The 14,343-nt window shown below is 37.9% G+C and carries 10 protein-coding genes; all 10 read right to left on the bottom strand.

What is annotated here, in order from left to right:
• Positions 1-208: 208 nt before the first annotated feature.
• Complete coding sequence (locus ACWNCI_RS00155) at positions 209-1,534, bottom strand: sigma-54-dependent transcriptional regulator (RefSeq protein ID WP_449386682.1); 1,326 nt, start codon at positions 1,532-1,534, stop codon at positions 209-211.
• Positions 1,535-1,700: 166 nt separating this feature from the next.
• Entirely contained in the window at positions 1,701-2,051 is a 351-nt protein-coding gene (locus ACWNCI_RS00150) for an immunity 51 family protein (RefSeq protein WP_346986254.1), read from the bottom strand.
• A 113-nt stretch (positions 2,052-2,164) separates the two neighbouring features.
• Positions 2,165-2,374: a hypothetical protein gene (locus ACWNCI_RS00145; protein WP_449386681.1), complete on the bottom strand. Its 210-nt coding sequence runs from the start codon at positions 2,372-2,374 to the stop codon at positions 2,165-2,167.
• Between the two features lie 11 nt (positions 2,375-2,385).
• Complete coding sequence (locus ACWNCI_RS00140) at positions 2,386-7,152, bottom strand: RHS repeat-associated core domain-containing protein (protein WP_449386680.1); 4,767 nt, start codon at positions 7,150-7,152, stop codon at positions 2,386-2,388.
• 66 nt (positions 7,153-7,218) lie between these two features.
• Positions 7,219-8,478 (bottom strand): tetratricopeptide repeat protein, encoded by a 1,260-nt coding sequence (locus ACWNCI_RS00135; protein WP_449386679.1) that lies wholly within the window; start codon positions 8,476-8,478, stop codon positions 7,219-7,221.
• A 63-nt stretch (positions 8,479-8,541) separates the two neighbouring features.
• Positions 8,542-10,707, bottom strand: a complete 2,166-nt coding sequence (locus tag ACWNCI_RS00130; protein ID WP_449386678.1) for a type VI secretion system Vgr family protein — start codon at positions 10,705-10,707, stop codon at positions 8,542-8,544.
• 229 nt (positions 10,708-10,936) lie between these two features.
• A complete protein-coding gene (gene tssD, locus ACWNCI_RS00125) occupies positions 10,937-11,347 on the bottom strand; it encodes a type VI secretion system tube protein TssD (RefSeq protein ID WP_029296847.1) in 411 nt (136 codons plus the stop codon).
• 376 nt (positions 11,348-11,723) lie between these two features.
• Positions 11,724-12,293, bottom strand: coding sequence for a hypothetical protein (locus ACWNCI_RS00120; protein ID WP_449386677.1), 570 nt, complete (start codon positions 12,291-12,293; stop codon positions 11,724-11,726).
• A gap of 31 nt (positions 12,294-12,324) precedes the next feature.
• Positions 12,325-12,672 (bottom strand): hypothetical protein, encoded by a 348-nt coding sequence (locus ACWNCI_RS00115; protein ID WP_449386676.1) that lies wholly within the window; start codon positions 12,670-12,672, stop codon positions 12,325-12,327.
• 1 nt (position 12,673) lies between these two features.
• A complete protein-coding gene (locus ACWNCI_RS00110; RefSeq protein WP_449386675.1) occupies positions 12,674-14,341 on the bottom strand; it encodes a hypothetical protein in 1,668 nt (555 codons plus the stop codon).
• Positions 14,342-14,343: the final 2 nt, after the last annotated feature.

Below are 14,343 nucleotides of genomic sequence, written 5' to 3'. Positions count from 1 at the left end.
TTGTCTCAAATTTGAACCTTTTAGGCTGGTTTTTGACCCTTTTAGGTTGATTTTTGAACCTTTTATACTCGTCGTTGAATCTTTTATACTCGTTGACGAGCCTTTTTGCCTGGTCGTTGAAGCTTTTAGGCTCACCGTTGAACCTTTTACACTCGTCATTCAGCCTTTTTACCTCAATGCCGAATCTTTTTGAAATAATATGTGAAATTTATCTTAAGCTGTATTCCTCAAGCTTACGGTATAATGTTGCGATGCCGATTTCCAGCAATCTTGCGGCCTCTGCTTTGTTGCCTTTCGTGTATTGTAGAACTTTCTGGATGTGTTCTTTTTCAAGGGATTTTATACTTAAAGAATCTTTTTCTGACGAATTTTTTTCGCTATAATGAGGCAGAATTTCTGCATCAAGGATATGGTCATTCATCAGGATCAGGCTTCGTTCCACCGTATTTCGCAGTTCGCGGATGTTTCCTTTCCAGTCGTTTTTTTCTAAAGCTTTAAAATAATCCGGAGCCACCTGAATATCGGAAATATGTAGTTTTTGGGAGAAAACGGCAATAAAATTTTTAGCCAAAGCCTTCAGGTCTTCTTTTCTTTCACGAAGCGCAGGAAGCCTGATTTCAAAAATATTCAGCCTAAAATAAAGATCTTCACGGAAATTTCCCTGTCTGATTTCTTCTTCAAGGTCGCGGTTGGTTGCGGCAATCAGTCGGAAATCTGATTTTGAAATTTTTGTTTCACCCATTTTGATGAATTCTTTGGTTTCAAGAACTCTGAGTAACTTGGCCTGAAGTTCAATCGGCATTTCACCAATTTCATCCAGGAACAAAGTACCGTTATTGGCTTCTTCTATCAATCCTTTTTTATCTTTTGCCGCTCCCGTAAATGCCCCTGCTTTATATCCGAAAAGTTCGCTTTCCAGTATTTCTTTACTAAATGCCGAACAGTTGATCGCAACAAAATTATTCTTTTTACGGTCACTGCTGTGATGAATGGCGTTGGCAAAAACTTCTTTGCCGGTTCCTGTTTCGCCCGTCAGCAGAACTGTAGCATCGGTAATGGCCACCTTTTCTGCAAGTTTTTTAGCCTGGAGAATAAGCGGTGAAGTTCCGATAATAGCTTCAAAACCTTTCTGAACCGTATTTTTCTGGGCTTTCCTTGTTGCATTATCTTTGGCTTTTTCCAATGCTTTGTACACGAGCGGGATAATTTTCTCATTATCGTCCCCTTTAACCAGATAATCATACGCCCCATTTTTCATAGCCTGAACGGCATCCGTAATGTTCCCGAAGGCAGTCATGAGAATAATTTCCAGATGGGGATATTTAGTCTTGATCGTCTTTACCAGATCGACACCGAAGGCATCCGGAAGCCTGACATCGCTTAACACGACATCGAATTCGTACTGCTCAAGCATATTCATCGCCGATCTTGCGGTAGACGCTTCTTTTACAGTAAAATTTTCCTGGGAGAGGATCATTCCTAAGAGTTTCAGGAGTTTGATCTCGTCATCGATGATGAGAATGTTTCCAGACATGGTCGTATTTTTAGGAAAAGCTGTTGCAAACTTATTGAATTTATTCGGGATGTATGCAAATAATTTTGATGATTGAAAGGAATGTACAAACCCATTTGATATCGGATTTTTAAATCTTACTGTTAAAGATATATATTAAAAAAGACCTCATCGAGGCCTTTTATGGTTAATCTATTTCTGCTTTGAGGAAGAGATCCTGGATCTGAATTTCGTCTTCACAGGTTTTTTTGAATTCGGTAATGAAGTCCTTTAGGTGTTCAGGATTCTCGGAATAGGCGCAGAACATATCTGCTTCCGGATCGAATTTGATCTCATCTGCCAGGTCGGGTCTTTTTTCTTCCACGAAAATCTTCGCGAGTGACGCCCAATCGTAACCATTGCCTTCGAAGCCTTCATCTTTCCGCCATTCGAAAATTTCAGGTTTGTAGGTTCCTGCATTTAAACATACTGAAAAAGTCTTTTCTGAGGCCACCCAAAAAAAGGGTTTAATCGCCGTTTCAAAATTGTACGCTTCCATACTTTATTATTTTTAAATGATATTAAAGATAATAAATTTTGAGCTTGGGTGATATTTTATAACATTTATTAACTTTTGTGGAAAGAATGTTAATGATATTCAATATTTATGTTCTACAATTGAATAGATTTATAAGAAAGAGCTTTTTCAACAATTTCTTCAGCAGTTAAATCTTCGTAGTCTTGGGAAAAGAAAAGATCAGATGCGTTGGGATCAGGAACATTATCCAAAAACCTCTGTAACATTGCGTCATTTTCTTCTTCAGTCTTTCCAATGGCATTCATTATATCTTTTGCCAGCTGAATTAATTCTTCTTTATTCATAATAAATTTATTTAATGATATGATCCTTTTTTGTAATGATAATCGGGATCCAAAACTTCTTTATGATAACGTGGTGTAAGAATCATGAGATTATCCATATCAAATACTCCTCCTCCAGCATGAATTGGAGTTTTATGATGTAAAACATATGATCCTACTTTCCCATCCCACTGTGTTGCATGTGCTATTGGAGCGTTTCCTCCTTTCATTCTGGTAATATTGGATTTACTAAACTGTTTTGATAATTGCGGATGATTGCTCACTTCTTGCCAAAATGCCTCTCTAAAATCATCAAACGACTTAAATGTTTTTCCTCTTAAATTATCGGCAATTTCTTTAGGAAATAATCCTGCATTACCATGCGTACCTTTTAGCCATTTTCCAGCACCTGTATTTACTCCGTTTCCTGTAGCAATACCAGGTAAATTCCTAGGATTTAAACCAAAAATATCTGTCCAGGTATTACTATTAAAAACAAATGCATATAAATTGGGATTATTTCCTTTTAAACCAATCGGATCTTTAGAAATATAACTTCCCTGCTCACTATCGTAATATCTAAATCGGTTATAATAAATACCTCCCAATTCTTCATCTTCATATTGCCCCAACTGCCTGAAAGGAATAAAATTCTTTTCTCCTTTTAAATTGCTTGATATTCCAAATATATCATATTCTGCAGACCAAAGCAAATTGCCATTTTCATCAAAAGACTGAGAAGGTCTTCCCAAATAATCACTAATAATACTGAATTTTTTTCCGTCAATAATTTTAGCACACGGAACATATTCACCTTTCTCATACACCCACGTCACAACATTCTCAACCTTCTCCTTCTCAACAATAAAATTTCCATCATCATTGACTGAAGTTTTCGGTTCATCATCTATATCATAACTCCATTCATGTAAAAGAACGTTGCCATCCCAAATATACCGAGTTATTTTCTTGTTTCCAATTTTTGAAATTCTTCTTCCCAGCGCATCGTACTCAAAGCTTATTTCTTTCCCGTCGGGACGTTTTACTTTGGCCAGCATTCCATTGGCATTCCAGGAATAGGCCCAGTCGCCGGGTTCCCATTCAGGATTTTGAATTTGTTCCGGAGAATTTTCACGAACGTCCGGTAAATTATTTTCGTTGTGCTTAGGCTTATTAAGCCAATCTTCTGCTATGGATTTATAATAAGGATGTGTATTTTCTTGTTTATCTTTCTTATCTGATCTTACATTATTAACAGGTCTTTTACTTTTTAACAATAAATTTCCTTCTTCATCATAATGGTAAAACCAGTTTTTGTCGCGCATCAATTTTCCGCCTTTATCGTAAATACGGTCGGTTTGTTTGGTGCTTTCGTATAAACAGCCCGTTGCATCCGGATTTTTGTACTGAATTTCTCCATTCGGATATTCTGCAACCACCAGACTTCCGAAAGCATCATAATCGAATCTTGTTCTGCCTCCTGTTACGCGATCCAAAACCTGCATCAAACGACTACCTGATCCCCACTGATACTCTTTATGAAAAGCCATTTGGGTTTTATTGACCATTACTTTCTGGCTTACCGGCATTCCGGAATGATCAAATTCAAATATACTTTCTACACCTCCTGTCATTTCACGGGAGAATATCTGACCGTCCTGACCAATGCCTAAACTCATTTGCCAAGGCTGATGAATATCTTTTGCAGCTGCTGTTACTCTTTTAAGCTGACCGATATCATTGTAAGCATAGTCTATTTCAGCGCCCAGACTGCTTTTTAAGCTTATCAGATTTCCCTGATCATCATACTCATAATTAATGGAATGTTCGCCCTGTTTTTCACTGGTCACCAATCCTAATTTGTTCCGTTGAAAAACTACGCTGCTGTTTGCATTATCTGCTCTTATCAGCAATCCTGAAGTGTCGTACTGATAGGCTTCCCAAGTTCCGTCGGGATAGTGTGCCTGTGTTAATCTTCCTCCTAAATCGTATTCATAAAATATATTTTTTCCGTGCGAATTTCGGGTTTGAGTTACCAGTCCGTCCTTATCTCTTACGAAGAATTTCTGTTGTCCGTCGAAACCGGTTTCCCCGATGATCTCATCATTGTTGTTCCTTTCAAAATGGTATATTTCTCCTTTTTCGTTGGTGATGCTCATTAAATTTTCATAAGCATTGTAGCCGAAAATTAAAGTTTCTTCTTTTTTAAAGGTCAAAGCATTTCTTCGAACCTGCCGTTTCAGGCTTCCCATTGGCGTGTAACTCATGAGCCATTCTGCTCTTCCGTCTGTAGCGTAAACCGGAAGATCGTAAGCATCGTAGCGAAGTCTCAGCGGTAATTGTCCGGGTTCGTTCACCTCAACGACACGTCCCATTTTATCGCGGTTCCAGACGGTTCTGTTTAAAGGTTTCGGGCTAAAAATTAAAAGTCTTCCATAATCATCATACTTCCAGTATTGTTCGGCACCAATATTATTCGTAAGCCTTATGATCTGGTTTCTGTCATTGTACTCGTAACGCGTTTCAATATTTTGTTTTTTGCTGCTTTCAGGAAGTTTTTCGTCATTTTCATATTGATAGCTCAATGTTTCTTCTGTAGGATCAGTATAACTTATCAGCCTTCCTTCTTCATCATAATTCCAAATTTCTGAAATTCCTGCAGGGGAAAAGCGCGCAGTAATCTGTCCGAATTCATTATACTGATAATGATATTCTTCTCCGTCCGGCGTATGGAAAATTTTAATATTTCCAAACTCATCATAGGTATAACCATGAACTCTTCCTTCCGGCGTTCCGATCATTTTTAATTCGTTGTGGGAAGTATAATCGTACCAGGTTTCTCCGCCTTCACCGTCGACTTGTTTATATATTAAGAAGTCTTCATCGTAATAATATTTTTCGGTTTTATTATTTTGTCTTGGATAGATAACTTCCGTATAGCCTTCATCTTCATTATAGTTTAAAAATCCTTCCATAAAACCTTCCAAGCCTTTTGTATGAACCACCCTGCTTTTTTTATCATATTCCCAGTGGTAGCTCATTCCGTTCCTGTTGGTTCGTCTGACTACTCTGTTGTGATCATCAAACTCGAAAACGATCGCCTTTTTATGAATATCCCAGACATGTGTGAGATTTCCACGTTCATCGTAGGTATAGCGAACCTGCAGCTCTTTTTTATTTTTAAAACAATAATAAACTTCGGTAATTTTTTTAAGTTCAGGATGAATTGTTGTTTCTATGGTAAAATCGCTTTTAACATCTTTAATACTTTTTAAAACAATATTTCTTCCTTCATATTCGTATTCTCTCACCGTTCCGTCACCATATTCGATGTAAATTACTTTAAAAATATTTCCTTCCGTGACATGAGAGAAACGTTTGTAAGTATAAACATCTGTTCCTTTTCTGATGATCCAGGTGTTTTCGTTTGGATGGTACTGCCAGATTTTCTGACTTCTATAATAGGTTAATTCTTCTCCAACTGGCGGAACAGGAATCGGCATCGGTTGCAGTTCTTCGGGATGAACCCATGCAGCAACATCATCTTCTTCGTCAGGAACAATATAAAGATCATGAGAATTAAAAATTCCGTTTCCAAGCATTCCTTTGGTGTAAGGTCTGTCGCTGTACCAAACATTTGTCCATGTTAAGGATGTCCCTGCTTCGATTTCAAAATCATCCCATTCAAACAACATCGCTCCTGATGCAAAATTTATAGGCTCTAAACCAACTTTACACAAAGCTTTCGAAATAGGATTGGTTTTCCCGAATTTACCCTGCAAAAAATGATTGAATTTCGTAACTCCTTTACCCAGGCTTTTCGTTAAACCTCTCATCAAAGCCATACCTGCAAAACGCATCAACATTTCACCCGGTGTGTAAACGTGCGGAACAAAAGCTCCACCAACCAACACAGGGCCTCCTGTATTGATCTGAATATATAAACTTGAAAAATTATTATAAAAGGCAAAATAAGCCAACGGATTTTTCTTCGGTTTATCGGGCATTGCAGGCAACATCGTCATTCCGAAAGGCAATCCCATACAGGTAAGAACCTGTTGAGGCTGATTTCCGCTCATTTTACTTCCCTGTCCCAACACAGTTTGTGCACCGTAATATACTTCTCCTTCGTGCGGCGCTTCCTGCGGAAAAGGAATCATGTAAACAGGAATCAACGAAGTAATATGCCTGAAAGGAATCAAAACGCCCATCACACTGGTTGTTGTAGTTGCCTTGTGTCTTCCGTGAACGAATATTGATCCTCCCATTGGAATTCCTTCTGGCAGATCAGGTTTTATGTTTCGGATAAACTGCGGTATCGGTATGGTGAAGGTAAGATAATCCATCACATCGAAAACAATTCCTACAAACGGATGCGGCAAAGGCAAAGGTATCAGCATGAATGACGGCGGCGGCGGAATTAAAGTCCAGTGAATATCAATCGCCAGAACAATATCAAAATGTTTGCTCGTATGCTGAACTGCAGTTGGAGTAATAGCAGGTGTATTAACTTTAATTAATTTCACCTTGCTTTGTGGTGCTGCATTTTTTGCCGTTACGGATGTTTCTCCGCCACCACTTACTGATGATTGTGACTGCCCGCTGTCTTTACCGGCTACAGACTTCACCATAGAAACAGGATTGAGTGAATCGAAATTATTTTTCATCCCGTTTTTCCAGCCTTGTGTGGTTTTTTCTTTGCTGAATGAAGTAACATCCGCATTCACTTTCCATGACCGGTCCGGATTCATATCTGGCTTTGCAACCTTAATCTTTTTAATTTTATTTTGATCTGCCATGATATTGTAATTTGTGATTTTGTTTTTGGTTGATCTAAAATTTTAGACCTTACCTGTTAAAATATTTTAATCATATTTTGGTTTTTCCACACTTACTTTCCAGTCTTCCCCAAAATAATTTTTCATTTCTTTATCTAAAGCATCTTTCTTTTCTGTGTCATTTTCATATTTTATCATCAGCATGGATGCTACAAATTTGAGACTGCTTGACTCTCTTGCCGAAGGCTCCATCGATTTTGCGATTTCCAGACATTTTTCGAAATGGCGGATCATCTTATCTCTGGTAAGAGCCGTATCATTCAGTGTTCCGATAATTCTGTAACACTCAATAGCCATCGCATATTCTCCTATTCTCTTTGCTGTTTCTGCAGCCTTTTCAAAGGCTGTTTCTGCTTTCGACTTTTTGGAATTACCCAGCAAATGAGTTCCGTAATTCATATACATTTGCACTTCCAAAGGAGAATCTGATTCCACTTCTTCAAATATTTTTTGATAAGTATCTTCTGCCTTTTCCTTTTTCTTATCTGCCATATAAGCCTGTGTCAGCATGAAATAGGCTGAGATTTCTCCTGATTTATTCTTTTGCTCTTTCGCCAGTTTTACGGCATTTTTTAATGCAAATTCAGCTTCTTTACATCTTCCTTTGCTTAGATGATTGCTTGCCGTGAGAATCTGTTGCTGAAAATCCGTATCCGGACTGTTTTTCGTTCTGTTGGTATGCACTGCGGTATTCTGCATCAATTGGTGAATATCAACCTCAACCCTGAAACCGTGTGCAGAAGAATTTTCCGGTAAAGTCTTATGTAAATGATGCTCTGCCCAAACCAGCTTAATATCTTGGTTTCCTGATTTTTTGCAGATTTCACACCATTCTTTCACCCATATCGACAATTCCCCGATCTCACTGATCCTGACCGGAGCGATGTAGAGAAAGATCTTTGAATTTTTAATATTGGAAAATTTTTTCTTTAATTCCAGTAAAGGAAAAAATGCTTTATAAGCATCGGTTTTGAAATGATTTTCAGAAATCGCAAGTTTCCATTCCGGAATATTTTCTTCGCTTTTCTCAAGCATTTCATAATATTCTTTCCATTCCTGAAACAAAATTTCCCCGAAAGAACTCATTCCGTTAAACTCCTGATAATGTGGTAAAAAAACATCTTCACCATCGTAATCTTCGGATAACCTGGATTTTATAAATCCGTCAAAAAGATCAGTTTCATGTTTTTCACCTAAAGCAATGAGCATGGGTTTTTCTACGTTATTTTTAACGATATTCTGCCATTGTCTCTTTAATTTTACCAGTTCCAAATCTACCGGATTCATTAGCTTTAGTTTACTATTTATTTTCAGTGAAAAACACAAATATTTCAGTTGTCCTGTCTGTGATTAATTCAGTTTTACCGTTCCGCTTACGATATTGGTTTCATCTCCACCACCGATGTTGATTTTTTTACTGCTCAGGTTTGCTTCGGTTTTTGCACCCATAGAAAGAGTTGTCGTTCCGACATCCAATGTTGTTGCTTCAATACCGATTCCGGATGTGGGGCTTCCGCCTTCCTGTCCGACTCCGATTCCTATACTGGATGTTCCACCGACACCGATATTATCACCCTGAACCATGATTTCTTTTCCTTTAATGATAATATTTCCTGCTTTATCCATAAAAATGGAGCTTTCTCCACATTTTAAAGTAATCGTTTCTTTGCTGTCAACACTGATATTCCCCGCACCATCAAGAAAAACCGAATTCTGATCTTTGTCTCTCACGGTCATTCCGCCACCGTCGTCAAGACTGATGATATGCCCGCTTTTACTGCTTAGGCTTTTAACATTATTTCCTGCACCGCCACCACCACCGACTCCACCATGGAACATTCCGCCCATGACGAAAGGTCTGTCCGGATGCTGATGGGCGAAATTAACCACCACCTGATCCCCGACTTCGGGAATGGCTACAAATCCACGGTTTTTACTTACCTTTTCGCTGCCACCACCGTCTGGAGTCATCACGCGGATATATTCTGTAGTTGTTGATCCGTTCTGCCAGTCAAACTGCACCTGTACTCTTCCCTGATTTAAAGGATCTGTATTGGAAATTACTTTGGCAAACTGGGCATCTGCTTTTGGAAACTGAAATTCAGGACGAGGAATAAAACCTGTATCGGAAGCAATCGCATCGAAGGTTCCTGTGTAATATCCTCGCGCATCCACTTCATGACGTACTTCGGTAATCATTAATTTGGTAAAGAAAGAAGTTTCGTTGCTGTCGGTTTTACGCATTTCGATGTCTGCAATACAGCCTGGGTATAAAAACGGAACCGTAGTATTGCCCGAGGTTACAAATACATCTGATGCCTTGCTGCCGGCCGTTCCTTTCTGTGAAGTTTCCACATCCATGAAGGAGGCAGCTTTAATGGGTGCTACTCTGAGTGAAGGAGTTGTAAATGTTTTTTCTGAAATTTCGTAAGCGCGTTTAGCAATATCTGAGGTATGGGTAATTTTGGAGTTTCCTGTGGTTAATTTTTCATTTTTGCTGCTGTTGTATCCGTAAAAACTTGGATTGACATGCTGAGCTTTCATTTTGATTTTAACATCACTTACGCTGCTTCCATAGGTGAGCTTCACCGGCTTTTCCTGAGGCGGAAGTTTCCCGAAATGGAGGACTTCGCCGTCATAATAGAACTGTTCGCCATACGCTTCTGCTATCCTTGCAAGATAATTGTAATGAGTTTCTTCATATTGAGAACTGTAAGACACATTTCCATGCCGGGCATCTACTCTGAAATCAAATTTTCCATTTCCAAGGCCTTCTTTAATAACCTGATCTGCAATACTGTTGAGGCTTATCTCCTGGCCACCGCCAAAACTCTGAATGTGTGGAGCGGCGTCAAGGAGCACTGTGGGACTGTAACCGGTAAGTACAATATTTCCCAGACTGCCTTTTTCCTGACTGAAGCCTACTTCTGTGATAACGCCTACGAAACTTCTTTCAGGACCCTCTTCAACATCTTTATATTTAAAAATAACCGTGATTCTTTTTCCTAAAAAACTTTGAGCTTCTTCAAGATTATGATTTTCTGCATTTCCCAAAGAATCGTGAGCCAGCATTAAGCTGAATTCATGATGTCTGGTTGCACTTTGTTTCAGCTGGAAATGTTTAAAATGTTTTACCGATTTTCCTTCCACCACAATATCCAGCTTTACGACACGATTGATGCCCAAAATCTGGCTTTCAGGAATTGCCTGCGCATTATGTATTTTTGAAGTAGGCTGCTGGGACCAGACTTTATCTTCAACTAAAGACGGCGTATTCGGCTGTAATTTTTGATTCATCAGCATTCCGGAAGCTCCTGCGACAACTCCGGTGTAAGCTTGTGCCTGCGCCAGTTTTTGTGTCGTTTTCTGAACGGTCCCGTCTGTTTTTTGCTGAAGTTTTTCCGTAGCTTTATTTACCGCCTGATCTTCCGCCATTTTTCTGATTTCTCCCATAGGTTCTACCTTGGAAGGTACTCCTGCAGAAGATACTTTCGGTGTTTTATCATCTTGAAACATAGCCTTACAATTTTGATTGATGGTGTATATTAATTTTAAAAATGCTGAAATTTATCCAATACAAAAATCGAATAAATTCATTATCAGATTGATATAATGCTGATAAGTAATTAACCATTAAACTGAATTCAGGTTAATTTCATTCCAAAAAAACAAAAAACAGAATAGCGACTCGGGTGAGCTGAGCTATTCTGTAACCAATTTTATTTTACTAAGATGATTGTAGGTATTAGTTACCGCTACTCGGCCACAGACCTTCGTATTTGGAATTTCCGTAGTCGATGGTTTCAGCGCTTACCACAAAGCTGATCAGCATGCTGTTTTCATCTACGGCATCAAAATCTACTTCATGCTGGATCACATAACCGTTTTCCCAGTTAAGCGTGATTAGAGTTCCTTCTTCGTGAGATTTGTTGAAAGTGATTTCACCTGTTGTAGGCTTGTACTTTCCGTTGAGTAAGCTTTCAAGAATGTCTGATTTTTCAGTAGCTTCCACTGTAACTTTAATCAATGCGTTTGAAGGGTCTGAAGCTACTCTACCAGATACGTCAGTGGATCTTGAAACGCTGTAGTTAAGCTTTAATAATTTTTGACCTTCGCCTCCGTTGAATTTTAAAATTCCTCTTGAATTTGTTGCCATGATTCGTAAATTTTAATCGTTAATAATATTTTGTGATTTGGTTGGTTTGTCTGATTTGTTGAGTCAAAGATAGATCACAAATTTTTATTTTAAAAGCTTTGGAATATTAATTTTATTTTTTGTCGTAATTCTACGATTTCATGTCGTAATTCTACGACAAAAGAAATACAACTTACATCAAACATCTACAATACAGCACTTTAAAATGAAAATACACTCTATATTTTCAATATATAATTACACAAACCAGGGAAATAGTAAGATTAATTTAAGGTAGAATTAAACTTATTTTAACCTATCTCTTTTTTTAATTTTAACCTAAAAAAATCCGACAAGGAAAAATAACTTATCGGATTTCTATATAAAAAACAACTTATCAAATTTCAAACTTTTTATACAAAGCCAGGCATTTTGCTTCATAATCAAAACAAACAGAATCCGTAAATGTTTCCAGGTAAGTTTTTGGAAATGTCATTTTTGCTTTAATCGTTGGAATTTTCTGTAGTTTTCCATGATTGACTTTATAGAAATCACCAACATACTGGTTGGTAAGAAGATTAATACTTGATTTTCCTTTAGCTTTTTCACCGTAATCATAACTTAAAATATCATCAATTCTTCTCATCTGTACGAGCTGCATTTTTTTTGCCTTCGGATCATATTCAAAAACACATCTGAAGCCGGATCTGTCAAAATCATTCCAGAATTCAAATCCTTTTTTCGTCGCAACAAGTGTATTTCCAAAGTTGAGTTTCTGAATTTTCCCGCTTTTTATTTTTTTAAATTTCTGGGTGGACAGCATGCATACTATTGTCTTGGAATCGCTGTCAATACGAACCGTATCTTTTACGGAATCTCCGTCCAGATCTTTTACCATTTCCTGAACAGACTGCCCGAAAGCCGATAAAGATAAACTGATGAAGAATAAAAAAGCTGTTTTTTTCATAATGCTATTACTTGATTAACAGAAAACCTCATCAAAATTCAATTAAGGATTCTATAAAAGACTGAGGACTGTCCGTATGGTAAAAAACCATATTTAACGTGAGATGATATACAAAAACAATAAAAAATATCACTAAAATAACTACCAGAAAAGACCGTAATCCTTTATCTTTTATCTTCTTTATGCACAGATTAATAATAAAGAATATGAACGTCGTAATTGCTCCTGAGACTAAACCAACCTGACTAATTATGGTAGAAATATTCTCAAGATCATGTTCTCTGGTATAATGCAATAAAATATACCAATACGACGCGGCTGCCGTGGATATAATAAATACAATAACACTGAACAGCGCCAGCTTTTTTTGGTTTTTCATATTACTTTTTCATATATCCCGGATTTCTGCCCGAGCTGAAAGATTTTTTCAGACCTGCTTCTACTTCCGGCCAGAATTGCGTATGGCTGAGACTATGAGATGCCATTGCCAGATACGGAACGGTTCCTGGTCTGTGCATCATATCTTTTATTTCTGCTTCATCTTTAGGAGTTACAAGATCTGCATAATATCTTTCTACCAGTGTATGATATCTCTCAAAATTTCCTCTTAATATTTTTAATTCTGCGTCGAGATTTCCGGTAAAAACAAATTCAGCGTAGTTGATATAGTCAATATAATCTGCCAGTTGATCCGGTTTTATAAACTGGCTGAGCAGCCTCATTAAAACTTCTTCCAGATTATTATTGTGTACCGCAGCAGAAGCGCCTGCAATGAAGTTTTTGCACTGATTTCTCTTGTTTCTGCTGTGATAAGGATCTTTATCATAGATCGGAACATGTGTCAGCGGTAAACTTTTGGTTTGCTTTGATGGATTCCAGGAGGTTACTTCGATAGTATCTGTAATTCCTGCCTGAGCCCTGAATAGTTTTGCCAGTAAGCTCAAAATATAGCTGTCATTCACTCCGCTTCTTATGTCGAAAAGGATATTTAAAACTCTCATTCCCTGAGTAAGGTTCAGGTTTTTCGCCCAGGTTATTTTATCGTAGCTTCCGCCGTTTTCATAGTTTCTGCGAACATCATTGGTCCATTGCAGGAAATTATTCAGAAGATTTACAAATGTATTTTTTTCTGCGGTAAGGTTAGAATTTTCGAGTTTTAATGAATTAATATAGATAATAAATTCTGTCGTAATCATACCGATCCCTAAAAAGCCTTTTGCCATTTCTGCCCATGCGGCGGTTGCCGTTTTCCTGGTTGGAAATCCTTTAAGGTATTTTGTAATTGCTTCCTTATTTACACTTTTCAGCGTTGTGATTCCGTTGTCAAACTTTTCCATCTGGAACTGCTTGATGAGTCCTTCAAGATTCACTAGGCTGAAATCTGCAATCAATTGTTGTGTTAAATCATATTCATTGTGTACATTAATAATCTGACACTGCTTATGCAATTTAGAATGATTGAGCTGGTGCTTGTGCTGAAAAAATGGCGTTGATAAATAAGTGATGCTTTTTACCTTCCAGGCTTTGGGAAATTTCGGATCTGTCGCAATAAGCTCGGTAAACTGGTTGATGACATTTCCGCCATGCGAATGCCCGATAAGATGCAGATGAACTTCCTGATTTTTCCAGAATTTATAAACCCTTAAAAACAGATCCAACAGTCTGTTTGCTGCCAGATTTCTTTCTTTGGTATCGTTATCTCCGGACCAGCTGAAAAAACTTCCTTCGATATGAAGATTCAGAAATTGCGGCTTTAATGCTTTTATTTTGTTCCAGAAGTTGTCTTTGCTGCTTTGCCAGTAATCTGTATTGGCTTGATGTTTTAGTCCTGTTGTGTTGACAGGATCTGTTGTTCCTGCCACAAACATGACCACATCGTAAATTTTTTCATTTTTTGGTGGAGCACCCTGTTTTCCGTAGCTTACACCACTTTCCTGACCTTTCTGTATAACCTGACTGCCGACATTTTCAATAACATCTTTGGCGTAGGAAAGATTGTTTCCTCCGGTTGTTTCCAAAATATTTCCTCCTACGAATGTCTGTTTCATAG

Source organism: Chryseobacterium lineare (genome assembly GCF_977014045.1).
The sequence above is the reverse complement of the archived record's forward strand: the minus strand, read 5'-3'. Positions and strand labels throughout refer to the sequence as shown.

What these genes read in the sequence shown, in the direction of transcription:
- ACWNCI_RS00155 (WP_449386682.1), bottom strand. Translation starts at nt 1,534, where the DNA reads ATGTCTGGAAACATTCTCATCATCGATGACGAGATCAAACTCCTGAAA.
- ACWNCI_RS00150 (WP_346986254.1), bottom strand. Translation starts at nt 2,051, where the DNA reads ATGGAAGCGTACAATTTTGAAACGGCGATTAAACCCTTTTTTTGGGTG.
- ACWNCI_RS00145 (WP_449386681.1), bottom strand. Translation starts at nt 2,374, where the DNA reads ATGAATAAAGAAGAATTAATTCAGCTGGCAAAAGATATAATGAATGCC.
- ACWNCI_RS00140 (WP_449386680.1), bottom strand. Translation starts at nt 7,152, where the DNA reads ATGGCAGATCAAAATAAAATTAAAAAGATTAAGGTTGCAAAGCCAGAT.
- ACWNCI_RS00135 (WP_449386679.1), bottom strand. Translation starts at nt 8,478, where the DNA reads ATGAATCCGGTAGATTTGGAACTGGTAAAATTAAAGAGACAATGGCAG.
- ACWNCI_RS00130 (WP_449386678.1), bottom strand. Translation starts at nt 10,707, where the DNA reads ATGTTTCAAGATGATAAAACACCGAAAGTATCTTCTGCAGGAGTACCT.
- tssD (WP_029296847.1), bottom strand. Translation starts at nt 11,347, where the DNA reads ATGGCAACAAATTCAAGAGGAATTTTAAAATTCAACGGAGGCGAAGGT.
- ACWNCI_RS00120 (WP_449386677.1), bottom strand. Translation starts at nt 12,293, where the DNA reads ATGAAAAAAACAGCTTTTTTATTCTTCATCAGTTTATCTTTATCGGCT.
- ACWNCI_RS00115 (WP_449386676.1), bottom strand. Translation starts at nt 12,672, where the DNA reads ATGAAAAACCAAAAAAAGCTGGCGCTGTTCAGTGTTATTGTATTTATT.
- ACWNCI_RS00110 (WP_449386675.1), bottom strand. Translation starts at nt 14,341, where the DNA reads ATGAAACAGACATTCGTAGGAGGAAATATTTTGGAAACAACCGGAGGA.